The sequence below is a fragment of the Bacillus sp. FSL R5-0603 genome (genome assembly GCF_038050295.1).
Classification (GTDB): domain Bacteria; phylum Bacillota; class Bacilli; order Bacillales; family Bacillaceae; genus Bacillus; species Bacillus subtilis.
On record NZ_JBBOYP010000001.1, the window covers coordinates 477,395 to 503,400 of the forward strand.

Annotated in this window: 25 protein-coding genes and 5 pseudogenes; 18 read left to right on the forward strand and 12 right to left on the reverse strand. The window is 37.4% G+C overall.

Translation table 11 applies throughout. The features are described from left to right. The first annotated feature begins 32 nt into the window (after positions 1 to 32). The 3 genes and pseudogenes from NYE56_RS02415 to NYE56_RS02425 all read left to right on the forward strand — a co-directional run. Positions 33 to 1,766 (forward strand): ABC transporter ATP-binding protein, encoded by a 1,734-nt coding sequence (locus NYE56_RS02415; protein WP_341283398.1) that lies wholly within the window; start codon positions 33 to 35, stop codon positions 1,764 to 1,766. Positions 1,767 to 2,082: 316 nt separating this feature from the next. Continuing rightward, complete coding sequence (locus tag NYE56_RS02420) at positions 2,083 to 2,457, forward strand: hypothetical protein (protein ID WP_341283399.1); 375 nt, start codon at positions 2,083 to 2,085, stop codon at positions 2,455 to 2,457. A 247-nt stretch (positions 2,458 to 2,704) separates the two neighbouring features. Next, positions 2,705 to 3,088 (forward strand): annotated as a pseudogene (locus NYE56_RS02425) (class D sortase); the annotation flags it as partial. 131 nt (positions 3,089 to 3,219) lie between these two features. Here the strand turns inward: NYE56_RS02425 and NYE56_RS02430 are convergent. Further along, a pseudogene (locus NYE56_RS02430) lies at positions 3,220 to 3,383 on the reverse strand (VOC family protein); the annotation flags it as partial. A 245-nt stretch (positions 3,384 to 3,628) separates the two neighbouring features. On the opposite strand from NYE56_RS02430, the gene NYE56_RS02435 reads away from it, so the two are divergent. Both NYE56_RS02435 and NYE56_RS02440 read left to right on the forward strand, forming a co-directional pair. Continuing rightward, positions 3,629 to 3,862: a helix-turn-helix transcriptional regulator gene (locus NYE56_RS02435; RefSeq protein WP_003240464.1), complete on the forward strand. Its 234-nt coding sequence runs from the start codon at positions 3,629 to 3,631 to the stop codon at positions 3,860 to 3,862. After that, positions 3,859 to 4,212 carry a hypothetical protein gene (locus NYE56_RS02440; protein WP_049140443.1) on the forward strand — a complete coding sequence of 118 codons (354 nt, stop codon included), beginning with the start codon at positions 3,859 to 3,861 and terminating at the stop codon, positions 4,210 to 4,212. The genes NYE56_RS02435 and NYE56_RS02440 overlap by 4 nt, the downstream gene beginning before the upstream one ends. Positions 4,213 to 4,638: 426 nt before the next feature. Here the strand turns inward: NYE56_RS02440 and NYE56_RS02445 are convergent, their stop codons facing one another. Continuing rightward, a complete protein-coding gene (locus NYE56_RS02445) occupies positions 4,639 to 5,667 on the reverse strand; it encodes a fatty acid desaturase (protein ID WP_341283400.1) in 1,029 nt (342 codons plus the stop codon). Positions 5,668 to 5,806: 139 nt separating this feature from the next. Between NYE56_RS02445 and NYE56_RS21290 the strand changes: the two genes are divergently transcribed. Both NYE56_RS21290 and cspC read left to right on the forward strand, forming a co-directional pair. Continuing rightward, on the forward strand, positions 5,807 to 5,965 hold the full coding sequence (locus NYE56_RS21290) for a molecular chaperone TorD family protein (protein ID WP_349897605.1): 159 nt from the start codon (positions 5,807 to 5,809) through the stop codon (positions 5,963 to 5,965). Positions 5,966 to 6,374: 409 nt separating this feature from the next. Next, positions 6,375 to 6,575 (forward strand): cold shock protein CspC, encoded by a 201-nt coding sequence (cspC, locus tag NYE56_RS02450; RefSeq protein WP_003234247.1) that lies wholly within the window; start codon positions 6,375 to 6,377, stop codon positions 6,573 to 6,575. Between the two features lie 685 nt (positions 6,576 to 7,260). On the opposite strand, the gene NYE56_RS02455 is transcribed toward cspC, so the two are convergent. From NYE56_RS02455 to NYE56_RS02465, 3 genes are all read right to left on the reverse strand, one after another. After that, the gene (locus NYE56_RS02455; RefSeq protein WP_024572643.1) at positions 7,261 to 7,722 is read right to left on the reverse strand and encodes a CarD family transcriptional regulator; all 462 of its coding nucleotides are present in this window, start codon (positions 7,720 to 7,722) and stop codon (positions 7,261 to 7,263) included. 645 nt (positions 7,723 to 8,367) lie between these two features. Then, the gene (locus NYE56_RS02460) at positions 8,368 to 9,252 is read right to left on the reverse strand and encodes a DMT family transporter (RefSeq protein WP_268554656.1); all 885 of its coding nucleotides are present in this window, start codon (positions 9,250 to 9,252) and stop codon (positions 8,368 to 8,370) included. Between the two features lie 230 nt (positions 9,253 to 9,482). After that, positions 9,483 to 10,358, reverse strand: coding sequence for an AraC family transcriptional regulator (locus NYE56_RS02465; RefSeq protein WP_341283401.1), 876 nt, complete (start codon positions 10,356 to 10,358; stop codon positions 9,483 to 9,485). A 112-nt stretch (positions 10,359 to 10,470) separates the two neighbouring features. On the opposite strand from NYE56_RS02465, the gene NYE56_RS02470 reads away from it, so the two are divergent. Then, on the forward strand, positions 10,471 to 11,430 hold the full coding sequence (locus NYE56_RS02470; protein ID WP_341283402.1) for a DMT family transporter: 960 nt from the start codon (positions 10,471 to 10,473) through the stop codon (positions 11,428 to 11,430). 152 nt (positions 11,431 to 11,582) lie between these two features. Here NYE56_RS02470 and NYE56_RS02475 read toward each other — a convergent pair whose 3' ends face one another. Continuing rightward, a complete protein-coding gene (locus tag NYE56_RS02475) occupies positions 11,583 to 12,455 on the reverse strand; it encodes an AraC family transcriptional regulator (RefSeq protein WP_341283403.1) in 873 nt (290 codons plus the stop codon). Between the two features lie 249 nt (positions 12,456 to 12,704). Between NYE56_RS02475 and NYE56_RS02480 the strand changes: the two genes are divergently transcribed. The 4 genes from NYE56_RS02480 (at position 12,705) to NYE56_RS02495 (ending at position 16,966) form a co-directional block, all read left to right on the forward strand. Continuing rightward, entirely contained in the window at positions 12,705 to 14,093 is a 1,389-nt protein-coding gene (locus tag NYE56_RS02480; protein ID WP_341283404.1) for an aminotransferase-like domain-containing protein, read from the forward strand. 109 nt (positions 14,094 to 14,202) lie between these two features. Beyond that, complete coding sequence (locus NYE56_RS02485) at positions 14,203 to 15,501, forward strand: MFS transporter (RefSeq protein ID WP_341284375.1); 1,299 nt, start codon at positions 14,203 to 14,205, stop codon at positions 15,499 to 15,501. Positions 15,502 to 15,724: 223 nt separating this feature from the next. Then, positions 15,725 to 16,099, forward strand: coding sequence for a hypothetical protein (locus tag NYE56_RS02490; RefSeq protein WP_339247140.1), 375 nt, complete (start codon positions 15,725 to 15,727; stop codon positions 16,097 to 16,099). Positions 16,100 to 16,372: 273 nt separating this feature from the next. After that, entirely contained in the window at positions 16,373 to 16,966 is a 594-nt protein-coding gene (locus NYE56_RS02495; RefSeq protein WP_123374386.1) for a YdeI/OmpD-associated family protein, read from the forward strand. Between the two features lie 355 nt (positions 16,967 to 17,321). Here NYE56_RS02495 and NYE56_RS02500 read toward each other — a convergent pair whose 3' ends face one another. Next, entirely contained in the window at positions 17,322 to 17,981 is a 660-nt protein-coding gene (locus tag NYE56_RS02500; protein ID WP_341283405.1) for a hypothetical protein, read from the reverse strand. A 213-nt stretch (positions 17,982 to 18,194) separates the two neighbouring features. Between NYE56_RS02500 and NYE56_RS02505 the strand changes: the two are divergent. Then, a pseudogene (locus NYE56_RS02505) lies at positions 18,195 to 18,799 on the forward strand (class I SAM-dependent methyltransferase). Then, positions 18,774 to 18,935, forward strand: a pseudogene (locus NYE56_RS02510) (response regulator); the annotation flags it as partial. The pseudogenes NYE56_RS02505 and NYE56_RS02510, both read left to right, overlap by 26 nt. A gap of 3 nt (positions 18,936 to 18,938) precedes the next feature. Here the strand turns inward: NYE56_RS02510 and NYE56_RS02515 are convergent. Beyond that, on the reverse strand, positions 18,939 to 19,214 hold the full coding sequence (locus tag NYE56_RS02515; protein WP_341283406.1) for an HPr family phosphocarrier protein: 276 nt from the start codon (positions 19,212 to 19,214) through the stop codon (positions 18,939 to 18,941). Positions 19,215 to 19,549: 335 nt separating this feature from the next. On the opposite strand from NYE56_RS02515, the pseudogene NYE56_RS02520 reads away from it, so the two are divergent. Next, positions 19,550 to 20,076 (forward strand): annotated as a pseudogene (locus NYE56_RS02520) (TetR/AcrR family transcriptional regulator). A gap of 167 nt (positions 20,077 to 20,243) precedes the next feature. Here the strand turns inward: NYE56_RS02520 and NYE56_RS02525 are convergent. Next, the gene (locus NYE56_RS02525; RefSeq protein WP_341283407.1) at positions 20,244 to 21,107 is read right to left on the reverse strand and encodes a DMT family transporter; all 864 of its coding nucleotides are present in this window, start codon (positions 21,105 to 21,107) and stop codon (positions 20,244 to 20,246) included. 154 nt (positions 21,108 to 21,261) lie between these two features. Here NYE56_RS02525 and pdxR point away from each other — a divergent pair, with 154 nt between their 5' ends. After that, positions 21,262 to 22,653, forward strand: a complete 1,392-nt coding sequence (gene pdxR / locus NYE56_RS02530) for a MocR-like pyridoxine biosynthesis transcription factor PdxR (protein WP_341283408.1) — start codon at positions 21,262 to 21,264, stop codon at positions 22,651 to 22,653. A 195-nt stretch (positions 22,654 to 22,848) separates the two neighbouring features. Then, positions 22,849 to 23,274 (forward strand): MaoC family dehydratase, encoded by a 426-nt coding sequence (locus tag NYE56_RS02535; protein WP_123374391.1) that lies wholly within the window; start codon positions 22,849 to 22,851, stop codon positions 23,272 to 23,274. A 52-nt stretch (positions 23,275 to 23,326) separates the two neighbouring features. Here the strand turns inward: NYE56_RS02535 and NYE56_RS02540 are convergent, their stop codons facing one another. After that, positions 23,327 to 23,899: an alpha/beta hydrolase gene (locus NYE56_RS02540; protein WP_341283409.1), complete on the reverse strand. Its 573-nt coding sequence runs from the start codon at positions 23,897 to 23,899 to the stop codon at positions 23,327 to 23,329. Positions 23,900 to 23,981: 82 nt separating this feature from the next. Then, positions 23,982 to 24,311 (reverse strand): winged helix-turn-helix transcriptional regulator, encoded by a 330-nt coding sequence (locus NYE56_RS02545; RefSeq protein WP_341283410.1) that lies wholly within the window; start codon positions 24,309 to 24,311, stop codon positions 23,982 to 23,984. Between the two features lie 253 nt (positions 24,312 to 24,564). Between NYE56_RS02545 and NYE56_RS02550 the strand changes: the two genes are divergently transcribed. Beyond that, the gene (locus tag NYE56_RS02550) at positions 24,565 to 25,437 is read left to right on the forward strand and encodes a YitT family protein (RefSeq protein ID WP_029725818.1); all 873 of its coding nucleotides are present in this window, start codon (positions 24,565 to 24,567) and stop codon (positions 25,435 to 25,437) included. A gap of 149 nt (positions 25,438 to 25,586) precedes the next feature. Here NYE56_RS02550 and NYE56_RS02555 read toward each other — a convergent pair whose 3' ends face one another. Then, positions 25,587 to 25,973, reverse strand: coding sequence for a winged helix-turn-helix transcriptional regulator (locus NYE56_RS02555; RefSeq protein ID WP_003242640.1), 387 nt, complete (start codon positions 25,971 to 25,973; stop codon positions 25,587 to 25,589). Between the last annotated feature and the right edge of the window lie 33 nt (positions 25,974 to 26,006).

Here is a 26,006-nt window from a genome sequence, read left to right on the forward strand (position 1 = left end):
TATGGATATCCGAAGTAAAAAAGGAGATTATTATGAGACCTAAAAACCCCTTATTCTTTTTATTATGTAAAATAAAACTTCCATTATTATTAATTTTGTTTGCTATTTCTATTTCATCTATAGGCAGCATTAGTGGTTTGTTTATACCTCTATTTACAGGTAAGGTTGTTGATAAATTTTCTGAGAACACCTTTGATTGGAGATTTATAGTAATTTTTTTATGTGTGTTTTTAATTAACGCGATCTTGAGTGGTATTGGGTTATATTTTCTCAGTAAAATTGGTGAAAAGATGATTATGGCAATTCGTTTTATGCTATGGGAACATATAATCAAATTAAAAACCTCTTTCTTTGATAATAATGAGAGTGGTTCAATAATGAGTCGTATCACAGACGACACCAATGTTATCAACGCTTTTGTATCTCAAAAATTACCCAATATAATACCTGCTATAATCACTATTTTAGGCTCTGTTATCATTTTATTAAGAATGGATTGGCAAATGACTCTTATAACTCTTATTATAGTGCCTATATTTTTAGCAATAATTATCCCTTTAGGCGGAATGGTAAGGAAAATCTCAAAAAAAGCACAATCCGAAGTCGCAAGCTTTAGTGGTTTATTAGGACGTGTCCTAACAGAAATACGTCTTGTAAAAATATCTAATACAGAAAATCAAGAATTGAAAAATGCTTATAACAACCTTTTTGAAATATATAAATTAGGGTTAAAAGAGTCTAAGATCATTTCAATTATACAACCTTTAACTAGCCTCATCCTTTTACTGACTATAGGAATTATTCTGGGATTTGGCGGTATAAGAGTCTCAACGGGTGTAATATCTGCTGGCACCCTAGTAGCTATGATTTTCTATGTTATACAATTATCAGGCCCTTTGACTAATTTTTCAACGTTACTTACAGACTATCAGCGTGCGATAGGAGCTAGCCAAAGATTAAGTGAAATTCTACTTGAGCACAAAGAAGAGCTAGAGTCCAATAAGAATGCTTTAGATATTGATTTCAGCAATCAAAATTTAAAATTTTCAGAAGTGAGTTTCAAATATGATGATAAACCGATTTTGAATGAAATAACTTTTGATATCCCAAGTAGAAAGGTTACTGCTTTTGTAGGGCCGTCTGGTTCTGGTAAAAGTACTATTTTCAATTTAATTGCACGTTTGTATGAATTACCCCCAAGTAATGGGAGCATATCACTTGAAGGAATACCGATTAACGAATTTAACTTATCAGATTGGCGGAATAAAATTGGATATGTAATGCAAACCAACGCAATGATAAATGGCACCGTAAAAGATAATATTACTTATGGAATCAAAAGAGAAATTAGTGAAGATGAAATTATTAAGTATTCTAAATTGTCTAATTGCCATGAATTTGTTATGTTGTTAGATAAAGGTTATAGCACAATAATTGGCGAAAAAGGAGTGAAGTTGTCAGGAGGTCAGCGTCAACGAATTGATATTGCAAGAAACTTTATTAAAGATCCTGATATTCTATTATTGGATGAGGCAACAGCAAGTTTGGACAGTGAGAGTGAGAGAAAAATACAGAATTCACTAGAAGAATTAATGAAAAATAGAACTACAGTAATAATAGCTCACAGATTAGCAACAATTAAAAAAGCAGATCAAATCATTTTCTTAGACCAAGGAGTGATTACTGGTAAAGGAACTCATGACCAATTAATGCTTACCCATGAAAAGTACAGGCGATTTGTGTCAGCCCAAAAATTGGCTAACTAACTAAACTCGCCCCTTTAATCTATTTATTAGTAAATTTAATATCATTATCTAAATCATTTATGTTAAATGAATTAAGATACCTTACAAATTTAGTGTAATCTTAACAATAGTAAGATGAGGAATACTTTTTGCATTAGTTAAACTGAAAAGCAGTTAATTATTCGGCATAGTCTGTGTATGTTATGTCTTGATAAGTAGTAATAAATATTACTTTAGCTGTAATTTGACTGCATATACTTTGATTGAGAACATAAAATGGTTATAGAAAAAGACGGATAATCCGGTTTTAAAGTAATTATAAAAAGGAGTTATAACGATGGTAAAAAGATTTTTTCTGGTTTTACTCACACTAATTATGTCTATAGTTGTTATGCTAGTGGCTGCTAAAAATTCTCCTGGAGATAATGTCATTTCATTTGAACAGCCTCGAATCTTAATGATATCAATGGGGATAGTGGTATTTTTATTCATTCCTCCGTTAGTCATGTCCTTTTTTGGTAATCGGGTTGTAAGAATCGTATCTGGTGTATACCAATGTTTTATTGTTCTAACCTTTCTGGGGCTCATTCCAATAGGATTTTTTATTCCCGATGGCTTTTTGACCATTGTTGTTTCTATTGCAGGAACTTTAATCAGCATAGTTAGCGTTGTAGTAACCTTTATTGATAGGAATAAAGAAGTTAAATCTTAGCTGAAATAATAAAATAAGGTTAGAAGGCTTTATCCTTAATTTCAAGGAAAGGAGCTTTCTTTTTTTATAGGTTTATATGTTGAATGACTAACGCCCTTGATGACTGATGGTTGCTTTTAGTGTAGATACTCGGAAAGAAAGTTACAGGGCGTATCTTAACAGTTCCTAAATCTACAGCTCCCAAATTGTTCATTTACAATAAAATAAATCCTCTCAAAGGGCTGCAGTTTCTTGTCCGTAATTTCTTGGTGTCCTCGAGATTCCAAAAATAGACGCAGAGCTTCGGACTGTAGAGGGAACGGATGCGGATGATTTGAAAAAAGGAGTCGGCCACTACAAAGGCAGTTATTATCCAGATGAAAACGGACAAATTGTTCTATCAGGTCATCGGGATATACTTACCGTATTCCGCCGGACAGGGGAACTAAAAAAAGGTGATCAATTAAAGGTTCTGCTGCCATATGGGAGCTTTTCATATGAAATAGACAAAACAAAAATTGTAGACCAAAAAGATACGTCTATTATTACGCTGCAGCATAACAAAGAGGAGCTAATTCTAACAACTTGTTACCCATTTTCATATATCGGTAATGCACCAAAGCGGTATATCATTTATGGAAAGCGGATTTAAAAGGACATTGGTATTCTGAAGAATTAGCTGGCGAGACTTTCTCGTCAGTTTTTTTTTAATTGGATGGGCTTTTGAATGGGAAGATGGATTAAAGTCTTCCGGAAGTGAGTAGCAAGGTTGAAGGTAACTTTGGCAAGTTTTAGTCCTGTTTGTAAGTCAAAAAAGGCTACTACACCATGTTCAAATTCTGTACCACTATTTCTTGTGTAGGCAGACCCAGACCATCTCGATAAAAGCGCAATGAATTTTCTAAGTTATCTACGCCTAAAATGATTACTGTAATCCGTGGTTTCATTAGCAATGTAACCTCCTAAGTTAATTGTAATTAAATTAAATCAAAATGGAATATGAGAAAAACTAGAATATCAAAGATTAGGCTGACGAATTTTCGTCAGCTTTTTTAATCATGTTCTTTCTGCATTCTGGTTCATGTTAAATCATAGTAATCTAGGTTAATATAAAAGTATTTTGTATATTTATATAAGTTTACTTTACTTTTTTATAAGGTGAGTTTATAATTTAGTTCAAGAGGTGATGGTCATGAAGAAAGATTTTGGTGATTCGATCTCAAATAAGGTTTATGAATATCGTGTACTTGCCAGATTGTCTCAGCAAGAATTAGCAAAGAAAGTCGGGGTTTCCAAACAAACCATCTTTGTAATGGAGAAAGGAAATTATGTTCCGACTCTGCTGTTAGCTTTTCGAATTGCCGAATTTTTTAATGTGGATGTAAACGAGATTTTTACTTATGAGAAAGGAAATGATCAAAAATGAAAATGAATTCGATCACAGATACGATCACTAACGCTATTTTTTCTCCTTTAAAGTCCTGGGCTGAACATTCTCCGGGAAATTGGAGTATTCTCATTGGCAGCGGATTTGTATTGCTTGTAGTTGGATTGATTCTAACAATCGTATTTACTAAAAAAATGGGTAAGAATGACGAAAGAACAAACCAAATCGCTTTAAAAGGTTGCCTCTGTATGTTATATGCACTAATTTTGTGCGACTTGGTTTTCCCAAAAGAATATATGTGGCAAGTTTTCTTCTTATTTAAGTATTCTATTGCATTCTTCGCTTCAGCAATCTATCTAGCCGTTCGATATAAAAAAGATTTTTTGTGAATTCAATTACCGAGAAAGATAGAGTCTCTGTAGTTTTAATTGTTTTAGGAGAGGGAACGAATATGAAATCATTTTATAATGAGATTTGGAGATGTGGGAAAGTATGGGGGTTTTTTGCTCGCCAATTATTAACCACAATTCATACAAACCGTTAGAGATGATGTAAAATGTAATGAAAATAAGCTTTCATAACCAGTGATATGAATTTACCATGTTGAGGGCCCAGTGGGGTGAATAACCCGTAAAGGTTCAAGTTCTCTCGGCCGCACCTCTAATAATACCAAGGGTTTAACCATCTTTGGCGTTATTTTTTTGCGGAAAATACGGCAACAAATGTACCTCATTGTGGAGTCCACTAAAAAAGTGCTGACTTCTGCACAACATCGTTGCGCGAGTCTGCACTTTCTGCGATTATGGGGAGTTTATTTAATCCGTTGTTAGCCGCGCCGATACTTGGCTTTTAGAAGCTTTTTTTAAGTGGCTAAAACTAACAAATTTTTTGCCTTCTTCATCCCATAGGCGGAACTTTAACGACTTAAGGCTTGTTGCCAGTGTAATGGTCGGAACGTTTTGCAATGGTTTAGTGTTGTTATGCACTTTTTCAAGCTTATAGTTTGGGACTCTCGGGCTTAAATGATGAACATGATGAAAACCGATATTGCCTGTTAGCCACTGCATGACTTTTGGAAGTTTATAAAAAGAGCTTCCTTCAACTGCTGCTTTTACATATTCCCAATGCTCATCTTCTTCAAAATAAGAATCCTCAAACGTATGCTGAATATAAAACATCCAAATTCCGAGAGAGCCTGATATCATAAAAATCGGCACCTGAACCAGCAGGAAGTTTTGCCAGCCAATAGCCCAACATAAAAGTGCTGCCAAAGCGACGATCCCCAGGTTCGTTACATACGTATTCATCCGTTCTTTGCGTTTTGCCCCTTTTCGATTAAAACGATTGGCAATCCCGAAAACGTAAATCGGCCCAATAATAAGCATAACAAACGGATTTCTGTACAATCGGTACATTATTTTTGTCTTAGTTGAGGCTTTCTTATATTCCTCAACCGTCAGTACCCAAATATCGCCTGTACCGCGTTTGTCCAGATTGCTGCTTGTCGCATGATGGACAGAATGGTCGTGCGCCCAATGATCAAAAGGATGCAGAGTCAGAATTCCTGTTAATGTTCCAAGGATTCGATTCGCCTTTCTGTTCTTAAAAAAGGAATAGTGGCAGCAATCATGAAAGATGATGAAGGTTCTCACTAAAAAACCTGCCGCAACAACAGAAATCGCTAATGTAAGGAAATAAGAAATCGACAAGCTCTTATATGCCAAACACCATAATAGGAAAAATGGCACCAATGTGTTAATGATTTGACAAATGCTTTTGTGTAAATCGGACTTTTCATAAGGTGTAACCAGTTTTCTCAAAGTCCTTAGGTTTTGTTCTTTCATATTAAAAAGTTTCCCCTTCCCTGGTGATCTTCTAAGTGTAGAAAACGTTTTATAGCCTTAGAAGGCCCAACGTTATACACCCCATATATGATAAGTATTCTTCTCATTCATCTGTAAAATTATTGGAAATAATAAACTGATTTCCAGTTTATTATTAGCAGAGTCAGCCGGGATACAAAAGGCGTATGAAGATTATACCCAGCACTTTATTGGGTCAAACTCTCTCAATGCTCCCCCATGGGGATCGATTTATTTGACCGTGAACATTGATTGTTTGAGGAAAAAAGGAATGAAGTAATGGGTATATCCATGAGTGACTGTTTGGAAACATCTGCAGAAACAAAGTTTTACAAGTGAACAGCCCTGCTTTTAAAAGATTATCTTGCTCTTGAACAAGAAACAGCTGAGCTAAGTACTATTAAGCAAAGAAAAAGGTTTGAAGACAACTCGTGATTCATTTTTCACGGTGTTTTCAAACCATAGTTTTTAATAGGCCTCTTATTCTGCGCTGGTATACACGTGTTTAACAAATAATGCCATGAATAAATCGTAAATATAATTTGCAGTTATTTCCGATTCCTGATATAATAAAGAAGAATTATTTTTGTTCGGTGTAAAGGATAGTATGAAGATTGACTTTTCGTCTTGATGATACTTTGGGCAAGGATAGTATATACTGTGTGGTTACACACTAGGAGGCAACAAAAATGGAACAAGGTACAGTTAAATGGTTTAATGCAGAAAAAGGTTTTGGCTTTATCGAACGCGAAAATGGAGACGATGTATTCGTACACTTTTCTGCAATCCAAAGTGACGGATTCAAATCTTTAGACGAAGGTCAAAAAGTATCGTTTGACGTTGAGCAAGGTGCTCGTGGAGCTCAAGCTGCTAACGTTCAAAAAGCTTAATCTTCAATCGTTTATACAAACAGGCTCTTTATATAGGGCCTGTTTTTTTATGTCTATATCATACTCAATAAAAAACCCTACTCAACGTTCGAGTAGGGAGATGCTACAAGGTAATAGAAAAAGATTTAAAACTTCAAAGGTTTGTTTACAGTATAACATACTGGATTGACAATATGCGGAATGTATATAAATTATTTAATGTTTTGTTCAAATATAACTCTTTTTTTTCACTAACCTGTTCGTTAATTTAAGTAAGATTAGATGAATTATAAAAATGGTTTCATCTGGATGTTATCAACTCGCATATCTATTTTATGAAAAGAAGATAAACAATTATTATTCAATGTGGCAGTGGATATAAGAAATTCTTAAAAATAATGAGGAGATCGATTGTTTTTTTCTTCTGGAAATAATCACCTAGAGATACCTAAAACAATGAAAGCCCTACCTCTCTTCCATCCTTACGGCTCCTTGTCCGTGCCGTGTGAATCAGATACTAAAAACAAGTGACTATTTTATTGAGTTTTTTGGTAAAACTTCAATCTTCGCAGAAGAAATGTAAATAATAAAAATGGATTAGAATGTAGGAATAACAAAAGAGGTCGTTAATGTTCTAAACATAAGTTGGAGAAGATTTGCTTTTCATCATAATATTCCGAAATATTTTTTGGGATCAATACACTATCTAACCGAAACTTTTTATTTGCTTTTCAGTGATTCCTTTAATTACTTCCAGTTCACTAATCAAAAATTCATATGCATTATCCAGCATTTTTTTTTCGCTTGCATTAAGTGCTTTTTCTTTCTTCATACGCATTAAATCACGTACAACTTCAGCGCCTTCTTGTATTTCACCCGTTTTTATTTTGTCCGTGTTTATTTTATACCTTTGCTTCCATGGCAGTAACCTATCTGATTCTCCATGCTGAAAAATGTGCATAATGTGTTTTAATGCAAGTATATCGGTAACTGGTCGTATATTCGAACTCAATATTTTACGCGTTGGAATCATAACGGTCATATTACTGATTGACATTCTTATGACATAATACTGTTGTTTTTCCTCTAAGAATTCTTTTTCTTCTATGGCTTCAATTATACCTGCTCCGTGCATTGGATAAACAATGTTATCGCCAATTTGAAACATATCATCCACCTCCATATATGGTAACCTTCTTAAGATTACCATATATGGAGGTGGGATATCAAAATTTTAATAATAACATGATCGATTTTTTGATGTCAATAACTTTTTTAAAAAAACAGATCAAGCAAAAACAATAGGGAACGTGTCGGATTTCCAATCAAGGAAAAGGTCAATTGATCCGTGTATATCCTAAAACTTCGACTAATTAACATAGATCAGTTTTTCATTGAAAATGGGTTATTCAATTTCCTTTAGGAATTCATGACTTGGCACAATGACATTACAGAAATGATTTGAGTAGATAAGAAAGAACGATATTCGTGAAATGTCAGCTAAAAATATTAAAAGCACATGATTAAGTTCTAATTTCTTTACCGATTTGATATGGATAACGGCCCACTTACTTAATGATGCATTTTCACTTATCTTGCGAACAGAAAAAGGTTTGTGGATATTGAACATTTTGCCACCGAGATTGGCATTATTATCATGGAAATTGACAACCTTCAAATGGGTATTGAGGTGAGAAGAAAAATAAAGAAAGGAGAGATAATAAATGAAGACCAGAACATAAAGAAGTAAAGGGGAAAGAACAAGGTTAATTGAAAAGCAAACTATATAAAAATAGTTTGCTTTTCTTTTTTGTTATGAATTCACTTCTTTTTCTTTCTCTTTAATGACTAATAAAACACCGCTAAGAATTAAAAACGAACCTATCCAAAACGTCCCGCCTATTTGTTCTCCAAGCAGAATCCATCCGAGTAAGGTTCCAACCAGAGGCTGAAAAAAGAAAAAGAGGCCTCCACTCGAAGCATTCAATAATTGTAAGCCGCGGTTCCACAATAAAAAAGCACAAGCGGTTGAAACAATTCCCAAATACAAAAGGCCACCTAGAATTTTAGGGTCAAGCAGTTGTGACGTAAAAATCGTGCTAGGTTTTACTAAAGGAGTTAGTGCCACAATGGCCACAAAAGTTGAATATGTTGTAACAAGTATAGGCGAATAGCTGTTTGGCACGCGTTTGATAAGCACTGACATCAGTGCCCATGTAAGTGCTGCAACAAGCAGAGAAATACCGCCAAGCTGATTAGAGGTATCAATATGTCCGTTTCCAACAATAAATAATACGCCTGTGGTCGCTAAAATTATTGAAGTCCCTTTTTTTATATTCAATGGTTCTTTAAGTAATAGACGAGCAAAAATAACCATGAACGCTGGTGTGGAGGACGTAATAATTGCTCCCATTTGTGCTGAAGACAACATCGTTCCATATTCTTGTGTAACAATTGAAATGGTGTTGCCAACAATTCCAATGGCAACAATTAATAAAAGGTCGCGCTTATGAATTTTCCAAGATTGTTTCCTTATCAAACCAACAATAAGAAGCGCAAGGATGGCGATGACGTACCTGATCCAAACCAATTCAAAAGGCGGAATTACTGCGACAACAACCTTTACCACAACATACATGCCACCCCAGATACTAGCGGCTAAAGCTAAATATATAGAACCTAACAGGGTATTTTTCATTTTTTGTCCCTCCGTATTTTAAAAATTAGGTCAATAAATGCCCTAACGGAGAGAAGTAGTCACTTTACTCCATTAAGGGCGGAGAAGTGCTACTGGAACATCATTTTCAAATAGTGGAGCTAAAAACATGTTATGATCACCTCGATTTTTAAGAATGACTATCATTATACAATGTTGGTTTTAAAGCCGTAAACACCTTAAGGGGACTCCATTTATTAATAGAATAAACTTTATGAATTCATTTTTTTGTATGATAATGGCGTCATATTCATCGCTTGTTGAAATTTACTTATGAAATAACTGGTACTGTTAAATCCAACTTGATAAGAGACTTCTGTCACATTGAATTCAGGGTGTTGCAGTAATAATAAGCTTTTTTGAATTCGATAATCCATTACATAACGTAATGGTGTCTTATTCAGCATTCGTTTAAAATAACGGCAGCACTCAGAACGGCTCAGTTGGCCAGCTTTTGCAATGTCGTCTAATGTGATTTTTTCTGCATAATGGAGATGGATCCAGTTTAACATTTGTTTCATTCGATGACTTTTTATCATTTCAGATTGATCGTACTCTAATTGAAAACCATTAACGACCAGGTTTTTCCACATTAACGTTAATTGCATCGTAATGTCAATCTCATAGAGCGATGTCTTTTGTTGAATCAATTGATTTATTTTTTTAACAGCATCTAGAATATTTTTTGCCCACTGTTGATTTCCATCCAAAAATAAATAGGACAAATTGGTTGAAAACATATAGGGCTGAACATAGCTTGAATACAGTTCCTGAGATAAAACGAAATGGGGTGACACATTCAAGCAAATATACGTACAATCCGAGCCTTCCTTTTCTTCGGCCATGTGCAGGCAGCCACTATTGATAAATAATCCATCCCCTTCGTGAACCTCTATTTTTTCTTCATTTATTTGAAAGAGAGCTATCCCTTTTAGTATCAAAACAAATTGGATTTCATCATGCCAATGAAGCGGAATATAGCCATTTATATTTTGATTGATCGTTGTCTTGTAACAGGCAACTGGTAATTCTACCGTTCGGTGCTCTGTTAATTCTTTTAAATTTTGATCGATCACAAAATTCTTCATTCTGACTTCTCACCTCAATATATTTATATTTTTTCATTCGATTTGAGTATTTTTTATCATGTTTTGCATTTATTATAACACTATTATTATATTTATTAGTGAGGAGTCATGTATGAATACTTCCAATAGAAGAATGGGATTGTTCTATGTTATAACAGGGGCGACATGTTGGGGAATTGGAGGCACAGTAGCCAAAAAACTTTTTCAAGAATATCAAATTGATGTCAATTGGCTTGTAACGACACGCTTGCTTACGGCTGGAATGTTACTTTTAATGCTGCAATTGTTCAGAAAGGATCGGTCTCAGGTTATTGAGGTTTGGAAAAACAAAGCGTCGGCTGGCCAGCTTCTTATTTTTGGCCTATTGGGAATGCTTGCTGTGCAGTACACATATATGGCATCCATTCAACATGGGAATGCTGCCGTTGCTACATTATTGCAATATTTATCCCCAGTAATCGTCATTATCTACACGCTTTTGCGAAAACAAACGGTTCTTACTAAACAAGATATCATTACTGTTGTGCTTGCTTTAGTGGGTTGCTTTTTTTTGTTAACAAATGGTTCAATGTCTCAACTTTCAGTGCCGGCAGCTGCAGTAGCATGGGGAGTTTTATCAGGATTCGCGGCAGCTTTTTATACTTTATATGCCGTTGGTTTATTACATAAATTTGATTCTCTTGTCGTTGTAGGTTGGGCTATGATTATTGGCGGTTTTGCATTGGGTTTTATCCATCCACCATGGCAACTGGATTTTCAACGATTAACTGCTGAGGCGTATGCATATATTTTATTTGTGATATTATTTGGCACAATGATTGCGTTCTGGTTCTTCATAAAAAGCTTGGAAAGCCTTTCTCCTAAAGAAACAAGCCTATTAGGCAGTTTAGAACCTCTATCCGCTGTTGTAACAACTGTCGTTTGGTTAAAAGCGCCATTTGGTTCTTTTCAATGGATTGGTGCTATTTGTATTATAGGGATCACTTTAATATTGGCTTTACATAAAGAGCCTTCTATGCAGAGTGAAAAGTCGATATTAAAGATTAGGAATCATGCAAATCGGGATATATAGGGGCTTTTTTTGCTTACATGAACGGTCCGGCAATGAAAAACACTGGTGGAGTTTGAGCCCTCTCGGCAATATCAAAAATACCAAGGGTTTTGACGCCCTTGGTATGATTTCTTCAAGAACATTCACTGCCTCTTCTCTGATCGAAAAACGTATTACTTTTTTGTAATTGGTATCCAAATTTCACTTCTAAAAGATGGTGATGTTACATCCTTCTGCTCGTTCCATAATATTTCTGGACCTTCTATTTGTTCGTAATTTGACGATGGAAACCATTCGGAATAAATGCGTCCCCATACTTCTTGCAGTGTATCCGGAAAAGGCCCGATTGATTCGAATACAGCCCACGTTGAGGCAGGGACTTCAAGCCGTGAGAAATTATCTGGACACTGTTTCGTTGTGGCTGCGCCAATATAGTGATCTAGCTCTCCTTTTTCCTCTGTCCGACCTTCAGAAAAATTCGTGGATGCACTAATGAGGCCTGATGGTGCTACATTAGAAAGCTCTTTTAGTTTATTTATTGCTTTTTCATCTAAACTTTCCCACATAGATGCAATTTCCGGATTAATCCCTTTGAAAATAATAGGAACTCTTTTTTTAATGCCAACGATGCGAAATGCCTCTTTTTCTTCAATACGGTAGTTCATTTCATTTCCTCCTTTAATTGTTAGCTGGAAGGTCATTCGTGGATAAGCTTTAAGGGAATGGCCATTAAGTCTGGCTTTTGATGGGTTTATGCCATGTAAATTTTGGAATGCCCGTGCAAAAGAATCAGGTGAGTTATAACCGTACTTTATTGCAATATCAATCACTTTTACATTGCTGTCTTTCAGTTCAAAAGCTGCAAGAGTAAGACGTCTGCGACGAATATATTCCGATAATGAAATACCTGCAAGGAAGGAAAACATCCTTTTAAAATGATATTCAGAGCAGAAAGCAAGCTTTGCTGCCTCTTGAAAATCAATATCATTAGTGAGGTTTTCTTCAATATACTTTAACGCCCTATTCATACTTTTAAGCAAATACATTTATTTGGCCTCCTTTAACCAAAGAATAACAGGAGTGAAATGTATTTATCCGACATTCTGTGCACAGTTTTGCAGGATGACTTATATGAAATAAAGTAAGTGATTCACTTGTATTTGTACAGGTTTTATTGAAGCATGCTATAAAGACATGTATACCTTTGCCAGCTATTCAAAGGCATAACTGAAAGAAAGTTATAATTGTCTTATCAGCAGCATATTCATATAATTGAGTGAAAAAGGATGCGTATCATGCCTATCAATTCTTTTGAAAACTATCCGATGAGCTGGAAGCCATCGATTGATAAAGCTGAAAAGCCTATTTATAAAGCACTTGCAGGGCAATTGGAACAGGATATTTTAAACGGAGTTTTATTACCTGGAACAAAACTTCCTCCCCAGCGAGAATTGGCCGATTATTTAGATTTAAATGTGAGTACGATTTCAAAAGCATTTAAAGTGTGTGAGTTAAAGGGGTTGTTAAGTGCGACTGTAGGGAGCGGCACATTTGTATCGTATGATGCGTTGTCGAATGCGTATTTACTTGAGGATACTAAGCCGACACATTTAATTGAAATGGGAGCAATACTTCCAGATCACGCTTCATATGAGCCCTTGTTATACCAACTAAAAAACATGGTTCATGAGGAGGATTATGAAAAATGGTTTAGCTATGGCCGGGCAGGTGAAAGCCTTTGGCAAAAAGATGCAGCTGTAAAGCTCATCCAAAGAGGCGGGTTTGAAACAACTGTTGAACACATTTTATTTGCAAATGGGGGACAAAATGCGATTGCTGCGACTTTGGCGAGTCTTTGTAAGCCTGGAGACCGCATCGGTGTTGACCATCATACGTACCCTGGATTAAAAACTGTTGCATCATTGCTTAGTGTGCAAATCGTACCGATAAAATCAGAGAACGATGAAATGAGTCCGGAGTCACTTGAATATGCGTGTAAAAACGAAAATATTAAAGGTTTGTATTTAATCCCGGATTATCATAATCCGACGACTTCCTTTATGTCTGTTGAGAATCGAAGAATGGTTGCAGACATTGCAAAGAAATATAATCTATTTGTTATTGAGGATGCATCGTACCATCTTCTCAACAAAAATCCGCTTCCGGCTCTAGCCTCATTCGCACCGCAACAGGTTATTCATATTGCAAGTTTATCAAAATCGCTGGCACCTGGGCTTCGGCTAGCCTATGTAGCAGTGCCGAGACAATATAAGGAGCCAATATCAAAGGCGCTTTATAATTTAAATATAACCGTTTCCCCGCTATTAGCTGAACTTACTGCTCGCACGATTGTATCAAATCAATTTGAAGTCTTAATTGAGAGTCATCGTGAACAAATCATTCGCAGAAATCAACTCGTAAACCGATATGTTGCGGGATATACATGTTTAGGTGTTGAAACAGGCATTTTTCGTTGGTTGTTGTTACCGGGTAAAATGACTGGCGCTCAATTTGAAGAATTGGCTGCTCGACATGGCGTGCAAGTGTATGCGGCTGAACGCTTTGTAGTAGGCAATAGTTGTCCTGAAAGGGCTGTAAGGGTTTCTGTCTGTGCACCAAAAACACTTGAAGAGCTTGAACAAGGATTAATGATCCTGAGACGTTTGCTAGACGATCTTACCTAATATTGTTTGCCATACAATTATGATATTGTATGGCTTTTTTGTGCGTGTTATGATGATCCACATCTAGAGGGAGGTTTATACAAAATTGGCTTTTAGAAAGGAAGGTCAGATGATGTTAGACAAGGACAGCGTAAAAGCAATAGATGTTCAAACTGCTTCATTACAAAGCTACATCAGTTCACCAGAAAAACAAAAATCGTTATACAAGCGTACATTGTTCGTTGTGAGTATCTCACAAATTTTTGGCGGTGCGGGGCTGGCGGCAGGAGTGACTGTCGGTGCGCTTATTGCACAGCAAATGCTTGGCACTGATGCGTTTGCTGGTCTGCCTTCTGCTTTATTTACTTTAGGGTCAGCAGGATCTGCATTAATTGTTGGAAGACTTTCTCAACGTTATGGCCGTCGAACAGGTCTTTCAGCTGGCTTTATGATTGGCGGACTTGGAGCAATAGGCGTTATTATGGCAGCAATCATAAATAGTATTTTCTTGTTATTTATTTCATTGCTTATTTACGGTGCAGGAACAGCCACAAATTTACAAGCCCGTTATGCTGGTACAGACTTAGCAAATCGTAAGCAGCGAGCGACTGCTGTTAGTATTACGATGGTTTTTACTACATTTGGCGCAGTGGCAGGTCCAAGCTTAGTGAATGTGATGGGGGATTTCGCGCTTTCTATTGGTGTTCCATCACTTGCTGGCCCTTTCATTTTAGCCGCAGCAGCATATATGTTAGCAGGTGTGGTCCTTTTCATCATGCTTCGTCCAGATCCATTAGTTATAGCAAGAACAATAGAAGTGGCAAATGAAGAGCCGGGTGATAAAGGACATTTGGCGGCAGCTGAGCATTCAGAAAACAAAAAAGGCATAATCGTTGGGGCAACGGTTATGGTTCTTACTCAAATTGTAATGGTAGCTATTATGACAATGACACCGGTCCATATGAGACATCATGGGCATGACTTGGGTGCAGTCGGTCTTGTTATTGGTTTTCATATAGGTGCTATGTATCTCCCTTCACTGGTTACAGGTGTTCTTGTAGATAGGTTGGGACGTACCGCAATGGCCATTTCCTCTGGAACAACGTTGCTTTTGGCAGGTGTAATAGCAGCGATTGCTCCGGGAGATTCTATGGTTCTTCTCGTCATTGCTCTTTCTTTACTGGGATTAGGGTGGAATTTTGGTTTGATAAGCGGGACTGCCCTTATTGTAGATTCAACTGATTCTGCCACACGAGCTAAAACGCAGGGGACAGTGGATGTTCTGATTGCGTTGTCAGGAGCTGCTGGCGGGGCATTATCTGGAATGATTGTGGCAGGTTCAAGTTACCTAGCATTATCACTTACTGGAGGGGTTTTGTCCTTATTACTCATTCCAGTGGTGGTATGGTCTAGGGCCGCTAAAGGGTAGGATTGTTTAGTTTACATTAATTTGTTATATTGTTAGATAAAGTCTATTGCATCGTCTAATATTCTAACGAACTATAGTTGCTCCATTAAATCTATTATAAAGATTTGACCAGGATTCCTTATAGCTGTGTCACTCACTGCATATTCTTTAATTGAATCACATAAAATGGTTATCGGATTTGAAAAAGGCAGGATTACTCGCTTTAGGTAAAGGAGTCATAACGTTGTTAAAAAGGTTTTCTCTTGTTTTTGTTACACTAATGATGTCTATCGTTGTTGTTTTAGCGGCCGCTAAAGAGTCGCCTGGAGATCATGTCATCTCATTTGATGAACCTCTTATCTTGATGATCTCAATTGGGATCGTTGTATTTTTATTTATCCCTCCATTAGTCATGTCCTTTTTTGGCAATTTGGTTGTAAGAATAATATCTGGTGTATACCAATGTTTTATCGTTTTCACTTTTCTGGGGCTCATTCCAATTGGTTTTCTTATTCCCAATGGCTTTTTGACAATTCTAGTTTCTACTGCAGGAACTTTAGTCAGTATAGCTAGTGTTGCCGTAACCTTATGCATTGGCAAGAATAAAAAAGATATATAATAATCGAATTGTTATTTTTTCAGATTGTCAGTGAAATAATTATACAAGAAGAGAAGGCTATGTGGGCCTTCTCTTTTTATGTTGCGGACATGGATATAGCCCATGATATTTTTTGTTGTTGCATCATCCCCACTTTAAGCTTAATCTATTGAATAATAAGAGAAGGAACCTATAGAAGAATAAAATAAATACCGAGATGTCAAAAATAAAACTGGACTTCATTATTGTCAATTCACGTAATTGTAAAAAGCTTGGAAAGAGGGGAATTCCTTCATGACAAATAGCAGAACGAATCCAAAGGTTGATGAATTTTTAAGTAAAGCAAAAAAGTGGAAGGAAGAATTTGAGAAGTTGAGAACCATCATTCTTGACTGTGAGCTGACTGAAGATTTTAAGTGGATGCATCCTTGTTACACATACAATAATAAAAATGTCGTTTTAATACATGGGTTTAAAGAATATTGTGCGCTTCTGTTTCACAAAGGTGCCCTATTACAGGATGCCCATGGAATTCTCATTCAACAAACGGAGAATGTACAGGCGGCGCGCCAGATTCGGTTTACAAATGTTCAGGAAATAAATGAGCTAGAAAACATTTTGAAAGCCTATATTCACGAAGCCATTGAAGTTGAAAAAGCCGGTTTGAAAGTGGAAGTTAACAAAAATATTGAATTGAACATTCCTGAAGAACTTCAAAAAAAATTCGATGAAATCCCTGCATTGAAAATTGCTTTTGAAGCTTTGACCCCGGGACGGCAAAGAGCGTACACTCTTTATTTTTCTCAAGCCAAACAATCCAAAACCCGAGAATCGAGAGTCGAAAAATATGTGCAAAAAATTCTCGATGGAAAGGGATTAAAGGATTAGGCACACCAAGGTTCAGGCTAAAGGAATAGCATCATAGCGTAATAAGATCCTTTCTATAGAAGAAAAAAACAAGCATAGTAAGATGCTTGTTTTTTCTTAGGACAACATTCATAATGCTTCTTTTGATTAACATTGTATGCCACTAGACAGCGCTATAAAATATTAATGCAACACCTAGAAATCATGCGATCCAATGAAATAGCTCATCGGTACGGCTCATCACATTTAGAATGCCTAGGAGAACTAATAGAACCGGAAGATTTTTAGCAAGTTACTACACTCCAAACTTTGTTTTTTGTATTAATATACCTTATTAACCATTGTATTTAGTCAGGTGCAGACAAACGAATACTGATTAATGAATCAGCATGATATCGATGATCCGCTTGATTTTTTCATCGTCACCTGTATCAACATACACTGTTTTTCTGTTTTTTATGATATTCTCAGTCACTTCCCTCATGACGCCTTTTTCTACATCATCAGCGGAATCCCAGCGTAAAGGCACATTATATACATGAATCGTGCCATCCCCATTGCCATGATAAGTGACTGATCCATCCACTAAACGAGAACCTGCCAACTGGGTCACATCTTCTGGATAGCTGGCACTTGTATCATCATTAGGATTAATGGGCTCGCCAGCCGAAATATGTCGAACATTTAATTCATCTATCTCTTGATTAGGTCCAAGTTGAAGCCAAACTCTGACATATTCGATTTTTTCCGAAGAGTATGCTGCCAATACATTGTCTTCTTTGCTTTTCTCTTCTGCTGAAGAGGTCTTATTTGCAGCTTTTGTTGCGGATTCTTCTGATTCTGTTATTGGCTCCGATTCATAATTGCGTATTTTAGTGCTGTCTTCAGTCTCAGTGTGTTTTTCGTCAGTTTGTACAGCAGAAGCTTGATTTGAAGGTTGTTGTGCTTCTCCATTCTTATTGTCCGTACATCCAGCAAGCAAAATCATAAGCAGCAGGGCCGTATTGCAATAACATATCTTTCTGCATTTCTTCATTCTTTCATTCCTCTCTATTAATTCAAGTCAGCTTCATATATAAGTTTTTGTATCTAAATATTACCATGGAATAGATAGGATGATATTGAAAACTGTTTAAGAAGAGGAAACGATCTTGAATAGCATCGCGAAAACTTAAGAAGTTTTGCCCCTTTTTCTTCAGGTTTTGAATATAAACTGGGATATAAATGCAAAACAAATGGAGAGATAGATATGAAACGTCTGTTATTCTTATTTCAGTATATAGTGAATCCGAGAACTGTTGGTGCGATCCTTCCTAGTTCAAGGTATCTTGGAGATAAAATGGTGGAAGGAATTGATTTCAAGAAGGCTGCACACATTGTCGAATACGGGCCGGGTACTGGTGTATTCACAAAAAACTGCTTGAAAAAAGAAGACCTGAGACGACTATTTTATTAGTGGAGCAAAATGAAGAATTTTATTTACTATTGAAAGAGACATTTAAAGACGAAAAGAATGTATTTATTGTAAATGGATCTGCTGAAAATAGCAGCCAGTATGTTAAGGATTATGGTATGCCTTATATAGACTATGTGATTTCTGGCCTTCCCTTTGCAAGCTTGCCAACAACTGTTTCAGCCAACATTTTATTAGATACCGCAAAAATTTTAAAAAGAGATGGTGAATTCATTACTTTTCAATACACTACGTTGAAAAAACCGTTTTTTGAACAGTTTTTTACCAAAATAGATGTAAAAAGAGAGCTTAGAAATGTACCGCCGGCTTATGTCTTTAGCTGCTCGATGCCGCAAAATGATTTGGAGGAATTATATGGAGTCGAACGTTCTTATTGTTGATGATGACAAAGACATTAGAAATTTCATCTCTGTTTATTTAGAAAATGAAGGCCTGCACACTCAAAAGGCTAAAGACGCAATCGAAGCTTTAAACCTGCTGGAACAAAAAGAATTTGACCTCATGATTATTGAACTTTGATTACTGTATATAAGCGTTTTTTAGTAAATGCTCTTTCATTTTTTGTATAGCCTTCGCTTCGTCAGATCCATTTGCGTGTATATATATTTTGGTTCCGGGTTTAATTCCTAAATCCATAATGTCCATTATGGATTTGGGTAATTGTTTGAGGTTAACAGTTTTCCCTTGGTATTCAAGAAAAATATCTGATGTAAACAGATGAGCTATACTGACTATTAGGGTAGCCGGTCTCGCAAACCCTGTTTCCTTAATGATCGTAAATTGTCTTTTAATCATTCTTCACCTCATTACATTCAGCCTCTTGACGGATTTATAGTTGGGTTGCAGATCAAATTTGAATTTAGAGTACCTTTAGGATAAGCGGTCTAATTTCATCATTTCTCTGCATTTTGAAATAACACCCTTTCTTTGTGTTTACAAAATAATTCTCTCAACTAACTAAAATGGACAATGACTTCAGTCGAGAAAAAAGCATGATTTACTAATCAACATTTGTTTATTATTGTAAATAAAAAAATGGTTTGTACAATGGTTACATTCAGGCGATTTGTTGATTATTCAACATTCCACTCTCATTTGTTGATTATCTTAAGAAAGTTTGGTGAAAAGCTATGTCCAAAGTGGATAGAAGAATAACCAAAGAGCTCTGATTGAGCTGATGACTGAAAAAAGTTTTGATCATATTACGATTAAGGAAATTTCTGAAAGGGCAAATGTAAACCGTGGAACAATCTATCTTCATTACTTAGATAAATTTGATCTATTAGAAAAAATTATGGAAGAGCATATAAACAATATGGGGGATTTTTGTGAGTCGGCAGCTGAAATGGACTGGATTGAATCGACTGTACACTGCATGGAATACCTTGAGAGTAATTATTTATTCTTTTCGACGATGTTAGCCAGTGAAGGCGCTCGATATTTTCGCAGTCAGTTCCTTAAGTTTAATATCGAAGAGTTCAGGAAAGATGTAGATGTAACGAAAGGCAAGAATTACGGCCAAAGTGAAGATGTCATTGTTGAATTTATAGCAAATGCTTACGTAGGGGTAGTGGAGTGGTGGTTAAAAAACGAAATGCCTTATCCGCCTCGTGTCATGGCAGAAAAAGTGGGGGATTTATTAGAGCGGATTTTATAATGGCGGCATTTAAATGGGTGTTGCGAATGTTAGGAATAAGAAGGTGACTTATTTGTCTAAGCGGGTGATTCCAGTCTCCTCGATCGCATACAAAATACCAAGGGTTGATGGCCCTTGGTATTTTTATACCTTCATGCATTTTTGAAGTTTATGCTTAAAGGTCTGCCTTACTTTGCAAATCGCCGAGCTGCGGCAACGCACATGATAACGGCGATATTCACTGCTACGAGTGTCCAGCCCACTTTCTCGTGCAGAATCACTGAGGCAAGCAGCAGCCCAAAAAAAGGCTGGAGAAGCTGGAGCTGCCCAACCGCCGCAATTCCGCCTTGGGCAAGACCTCGATACCAGAACACAAAGCCGATCAGCATGCTGAATAAGGATACATATGCAAGACTGAGCAGTGCGGGAACGCCGATCGCCGACCATGAGTCCGGCGTAAAAAAGAACGACAATGGCAGCATAAGAGGAAGCGACAGAACGAGTGCCCATGAGATCACCTGCCAATTCCCCAGACGCCGTGAAAGCCTTGCCCCTTCTGCATAACCGAGACCGCATACGACAATAGAAGCCAGCATGTACGCGTCACCAAGCGGGGATGAACCTCCCCCCTGAATCAGGGCGAAACCTGCTACTAACAAGCTGCCAACGGTTGAGAAAATCCAGAAAACGGGGCGAGGGCGTTCACCCCCGCGCAGTACGCCGAAGACCGCCGTTGCAAGCGGAAGAAGTCCAATGAAGACAATGGCGTGTGCGGAAGTGACATGCTGAAGCGCTAAAGCTGTCAGCAACGGGAAACCAATCACTACGCCAAACGCTACCACTAATAATGAAATGAGATCTCTTTTGGCAGGATGCTGCTGACGGAAGATGAGAAGGAGACCTCCCGCCAGTACACCAGCTATCGCAGCGCGGCATACGGTGAGGAACAGCGGATCGAAGTCCGACACAGCCAAACGGGTCGCAGGCAGCGAGCCGCTGAAAATGAGTACGCCTATAAAACCATTTATCCAGCCATTTGTTCGTTTGTTCATTACAATCACTCCACATATCTTTCTTGTTCATTGTCTGTATTTTCTTAACAAAACCAGTAGCTAAGGATTACAATGACTATAAACTGGAATTGGCCTTTTATAAACAGCCAGTTTTCATAAAAAATTGCATACCAGTTAGGAGAACAACGCGCAAATGGATATCACGCCTTTTTTGGATAGAAATCTGGATATTCCGCTTTATCAGCAGCTTTATCGATATTTTAAAGAAAACATGCATCGGGGCCGTATTCAAAAAGGAATGAAGCTTCCTTCAAAAAGACTCCTGGCGAATCAGCTTTCCATCAGCCAAACGACTGTAGAACGTGCCTATGAACAGCTCGCTGCTGAGGGCTATATTGTGAGCAAGCCAAGAAGCGGGTGGTTTGCTGATTATCTTGATTCTGATTTTGCCTATGATAAAATGCCAAGCACAACACCCATTCAACAAGAAGCAAAAGAAAATAAACAATGGATTGATTTTCATTATGGGAATGTAGATTCTTTTTACTTCCCTTTTTCCGCATGGCGAAAAAGCATGGTCAATAGCTTAGACCAATATGGACACGAGCTTTATCGGCCGGGACATGTTTTAGGAGAGTTTGAGCTGAGAACACTCATTGCAGAGTACCTGTATCAATCTCGGGGTGTTCATTGCGGCCCTGAACAAGTGATTATAGGTGCCGGGAACCCTATTCTGCTGCAAATCTTGTGCCAAGTTTTTGAGCCGAATATTTCTATAGGGTATGAGGATCCTGGTTATCCAAGAGCACGCAAAATTTTTGAAGCCAATCGCATGAATATTGTTCCGATACCAGTCGATGATGAAGGAATCTGTATACAGAAGATCAAAGAACAGCAGCCAAACCTTGTATATGTCACACCCTCCCATCAATTTACGCTGGGAACCATAATGACAATTAACAGAAGAATTCAGCTGCTCAAATGGGCGGCCGAAAATCAATCCTTTATCATAGAGGATGATTATGACGGGGAATTTAGGTACACAGGACAGCCGGTTCCTTCTCTGCAAGGGCTTGATCAGCATAACCGTGTCATTTATATGGGCACTTTTTCTAAGTCTCTTTTGCCCTCGCTGCGTATCAGCTATATGATTCTTCCTTCACCTCTTTTAAAAAAGGGGCATGAAATTACGTCCTTATATAAGCAAACAGTGTCCTGCCACAGTCAGCTAACCCTAGCTGAATTTATAAAAAATGGAGAGTGGCAAAAACACATCAACAGAATGAGAAAACTTTACCGCAAAAAAAGAGCCATTGTATTAGAGGCAGTGCAAAGGGAATTAGGAGAGCATGTCAGAATTCGTGGAGAAAACTCTGGGCTTCGTATCTTACTTGACGTTTATTTGCCATTTGGTGAAAAAGAGTTAATTGGGAAGGCGAAAAAACATGGAGTAAAAATTTATCCTGTTTCTCTTTCTTATCAACATCATCCTCCTGCAAAAACGGTCTCGCTCGGGTTTGCAGGGGTTTCTGAATCCGACATAAGAGAAGGCATAAAAAAACTGAAGGCTGCCTGGAAGATATGAGGGAGCTTTCAGTTTAGCAAAACGGCCAAGTGACGGAACTAAGTGTTGAGAGCTGTTCAATATTTTTTAAGTATATGATGAGTGCCAGCAGTCCAGCCCACGATACGTCTGTTTAGCGAAAAACAGAATTTTTTATTTGCTCATCACAGTGCTAAAATAAACAAAATAGACAATTGAAAAAATAGAGGTGTAAGAATGAAGTTAGATGAGTTTACAATTGGCCAGGTCTTCAAAACGAAATCATTAAAAGTATCAAAAGATGATATTATGCGGTTTGCGGGTGAATTTGACCCTCAGTATATGCATGTAGATGAAGAAAAAGCGAGTAAAGGCAGATTTAATGGAATTATCGCTTCCGGCATACAAACACTGGCCATATCTTTTAAACTTTGGATTGAAGAAGGTTTCTATGGAGACGATATTATAGCCGGAACAGAGATGAATCATATGACATTCATAAAACCCGTATATCCGGATGATGAATTGTTTACAATTGTTGAGGTTCTTGATAAGCAGCCGAAGAGAAATGAATTGGGAATACTCACTGTATTGTTATCTACTTATAATCAAAAAGAAGAAAAAGTATTTGAAGGTGAGTTATCTGTATTGATCAAACGATAACTCAGAAAGCCCGCTTTTCGCGGGCTCGATTGAAGCAGATGGGTGAAAGATGTTAGCGAGTTTCCTTTGAAAAATAAGAGGTTAAAACATCATAAACAATAGGCAAAGAAGTAAATCCCTCATCTTCTAGAAAATGACCTCCGTGCTGAACTTCGTATAACGCAGCGTCAATTTGTTGTGCCAGCTCCTTGCTGAATGAAAAAGGCACAATTTGGTCGTCCTTAGAAGCAATGACAGCACGGTGCTTCGCGGACTCAATGATTGTTTGATGATCAAACGATCCCTGTGTAAATTCATCTAACATCTTTAAAGTGGGCAATGATTTGGCAAAGCCGGAAACAAGTATGATTCCGCCAAGCTGTTTTCGTAATTGAATATGTTCCAAAAATCTCAAAATGGCGGGGCAACCTAAGCTGTGCGCAACCAAATACGTATTTTCATGTAAAGTGTGCTGATATAAAGAGAGTGTATCCAGCCAATCCTCAAGTCTTGGGTGGAGCGGATTAGGCATGTTTAAAATGTCTGCTTGGACCCCATCTGCGAGCAGACGTTTTTTCAGCCAAGGGAACCAATGATTTGTTGAGGAGGCTCTGTAGCCATGAATGATATAGACTTGTTTTGTCATTTTTTCCTCCAAACGAAGTATTTTCATTCAGTATAAAATTCCTCTCATTGGGAAACAAGTACGCACTTTTTTGTAAGTAGCTTTACATATGAGGCATTCCTTGTGCCATTCCCCACTTACACATTTCATCTATGAGGGGGTACAAAGATCGCCCTCTGTCAGATAACGAATACTCTACTTTCAGTGGGGTTTGAGAAATCTCAGACCGATGAATAAGGCCGTCAGTTTGCAATTCCTTAAGCTGTGCGCTTAACATTTTATGGGTGATGAAGGGCATAGCCCTTTTCAGCTCGCCGTATCTCATCGCTTTTTCACACCCTAACTCATAGAGAATTCTCATTTTCCATTTGCCCCCTATAAGAGATAAGGTGTATTCAAATGGGGCTTGTTTACTGCGGCACAGGCTATTCATGTAATCAATCCTCCTTTTTAAGGTATCATATCAGAATAATTCAGGATTTTCGGTGTTGGAGTTTGAGGGCGATTCACGATCTGAAGTGAAAGGGGCCGTTTGCTCAACAGGCGGCACGGTACATGAATGTTCTAAGTCAAAGAGGGTTACCTTACTGTTAATTACTTTAATTAAAAAAACGCATGTTTTTAGCTGAAAATATCTATTATGGTATATTTAAATATAACGAAATATTTGAGAAATGAGGAATGGTATGAATACACCCAAAAAACATAAGAAATTTAAAGCGAAAATGATTCTCCAAATCATCATGGTTATCATTGGAGGAATCATAGCGGCATATGGACTAGAAACAGTGCTCATTCCAAACAGTGTATCTGATGGAGGGGTGACTGGTCTTAGCATCGTTGGTTCACAGCTATTCAACTTGCCGCTGGGGATTTTGATTGCTGTGATCAACATTCCATTTGTCTGGTTAGGATATAAGCAAATTGGGAAAAGCTTTGCATTATTATCAATTATCGGAATCGTATCGCTTGCCGCGGGGACAAGCTTTTTCCACCACACACCCGCCATCATAGAAGGTGATACCCTGTTAATTACCGTTGTCGGCGGGATTATCCTTGGATTCGGAATGGGGCTGGCACTGCGTAATGGCGGCGCATTAGATGGAATTGACATGCTTGCTGTGCTGCTATCCCGAAAACTGCCATTCGGAACGAGCGATCTCATTCTATTCTTAAACCTATTCGTGTTTATTTTTGTTTCCACAGTATTTGGCTTACAAGGGGCATTGCTATCAGTCATTGCTTACTACATTGCATCCAAAGTGATTCATGTTGTGGAGGAAGGCTTAAGCGGTTCTAAAACCTTTCAAATTATTACAACCCAACCTGAATTAATGGTAGAGACAATACGTGATCAATTAGGCCGAAGCGCCACATATAAAGAAGCTTACGGGGGTTTTTCCCACGAGAAATTTAAAGAAATCACATGTGTCATCAACCGTTTAGAAGAAACCAAACTAAAGGAAATTATTAATGATATTGATAAATCCGCCTTTGTCACTGTATATGACGTAGCTGAAGTGAAGGGCAGCAATTTTAGAAATCTTAATCATCATTAAAAAATAGAATGACCTTTTTAACCGTAACTGACATGCCGCGGGTAAATGTAATCAAAAACACTTTTTTGAGGGCTTGTGGGTGTCACCGGTGAAGGTCTGAATCACAGAAATACCAAGGGCGTCAAAACCCTTGGTATTTTTTCTGGTTATTAGATTTTATCTTCAGCTTTACGTGCTGCTTCGAGCTTATCAATCCTGTCTTTATATTTTTCTCCCCAGTCCTTCATATGCAGGATAACAGGTTCTAATGTTCTTCCAAACTCAGTTAAAGAGTATTCGACTTTTGGAGGGACCTGTTTATAAACCTCGCGGTGAATCACGCCATCCCGTTCCAATTCTCTTAATTGTAGCGTGAGCATACGCTGGGTAATTTTGGGGTATAGTTTTCGAAATTCATTAAACCTCTTTTTACCGTCAATGAGATGATAAAGAAGAATGCCTTTCCACTTACCTCCGATGATATCTAATGTTGTCTCCACCGGACATCCTTCAAAGTCATCAGAAGAATAATCAATGCCGAGTTTACGATTTCTCAAGCTGTTCACTCCTAATAGTATACTTTTTGATAC

Bases quoted from the DNA above. Each gene is read 5' to 3' on its own strand.
- NYE56_RS02415 (WP_341283398.1), top strand. From the start codon at position 33: ATGAGACCTAAAAACCCCTTATTCTTTTTATTATGTAAAATAAAACTT.
- NYE56_RS02460 (WP_268554656.1), bottom strand. From the start codon at position 9,252: ATGAAAAATACCCTGTTAGGTTCTATATATTTAGCTTTAGCCGCTAGT.
- NYE56_RS02465 (WP_341283401.1), bottom strand. From the start codon at position 10,358: ATGAAGAATTTTGTGATCGATCAAAATTTAAAAGAATTAACAGAGCAC.
- NYE56_RS02480 (WP_341283404.1), top strand. From the start codon at position 12,705: ATGCCTATCAATTCTTTTGAAAACTATCCGATGAGCTGGAAGCCATCG.
- NYE56_RS02550 (WP_029725818.1), top strand. From the start codon at position 24,565: ATGAATACACCCAAAAAACATAAGAAATTTAAAGCGAAAATGATTCTC.
- NYE56_RS02495 (WP_123374386.1), top strand. From the start codon at position 16,373: ATGACAAATAGCAGAACGAATCCAAAGGTTGATGAATTTTTAAGTAAA.
- NYE56_RS02435 (WP_003240464.1), top strand. From the start codon at position 3,629: ATGAAGAAAGATTTTGGTGATTCGATCTCAAATAAGGTTTATGAATAT.
- pdxR (WP_341283408.1), top strand. From the start codon at position 21,262: ATGGATATCACGCCTTTTTTGGATAGAAATCTGGATATTCCGCTTTAT.
- NYE56_RS02485 (WP_341284375.1), top strand. From the start codon at position 14,203: ATGATGTTAGACAAGGACAGCGTAAAAGCAATAGATGTTCAAACTGCT.
- NYE56_RS02440 (WP_049140443.1), top strand. From the start codon at position 3,859: ATGAAAATGAATTCGATCACAGATACGATCACTAACGCTATTTTTTCT.
- NYE56_RS02545 (WP_341283410.1), bottom strand. From the start codon at position 24,311: ATGAATAGCCTGTGCCGCAGTAAACAAGCCCCATTTGAATACACCTTA.
- NYE56_RS02535 (WP_123374391.1), top strand. From the start codon at position 22,849: ATGAAGTTAGATGAGTTTACAATTGGCCAGGTCTTCAAAACGAAATCA.
- NYE56_RS02420 (WP_341283399.1), top strand. From the start codon at position 2,083: ATGGTAAAAAGATTTTTTCTGGTTTTACTCACACTAATTATGTCTATA.
- NYE56_RS02445 (WP_341283400.1), bottom strand. From the start codon at position 5,667: ATGAAAGAACAAAACCTAAGGACTTTGAGAAAACTGGTTACACCTTAT.
- NYE56_RS02475 (WP_341283403.1), bottom strand. From the start codon at position 12,455: ATGTATTTGCTTAAAAGTATGAATAGGGCGTTAAAGTATATTGAAGAA.
- NYE56_RS02525 (WP_341283407.1), bottom strand. From the start codon at position 21,107: ATGAACAAACGAACAAATGGCTGGATAAATGGTTTTATAGGCGTACTC.
- cspC (WP_003234247.1), top strand. From the start codon at position 6,375: ATGGAACAAGGTACAGTTAAATGGTTTAATGCAGAAAAAGGTTTTGGC.
- NYE56_RS02470 (WP_341283402.1), top strand. From the start codon at position 10,471: ATGAATACTTCCAATAGAAGAATGGGATTGTTCTATGTTATAACAGGG.
- NYE56_RS02455 (WP_024572643.1), bottom strand. From the start codon at position 7,722: ATGTTTCAAATTGGCGATAACATTGTTTATCCAATGCACGGAGCAGGT.
- NYE56_RS02515 (WP_341283406.1), bottom strand. From the start codon at position 19,214: ATGATTAAAAGACAATTTACGATCATTAAGGAAACAGGGTTTGCGAGA.
- NYE56_RS02540 (WP_341283409.1), bottom strand. From the start codon at position 23,899: ATGACAAAACAAGTCTATATCATTCATGGCTACAGAGCCTCCTCAACA.
- NYE56_RS02500 (WP_341283405.1), bottom strand. From the start codon at position 17,981: ATGAAGAAATGCAGAAAGATATGTTATTGCAATACGGCCCTGCTGCTT.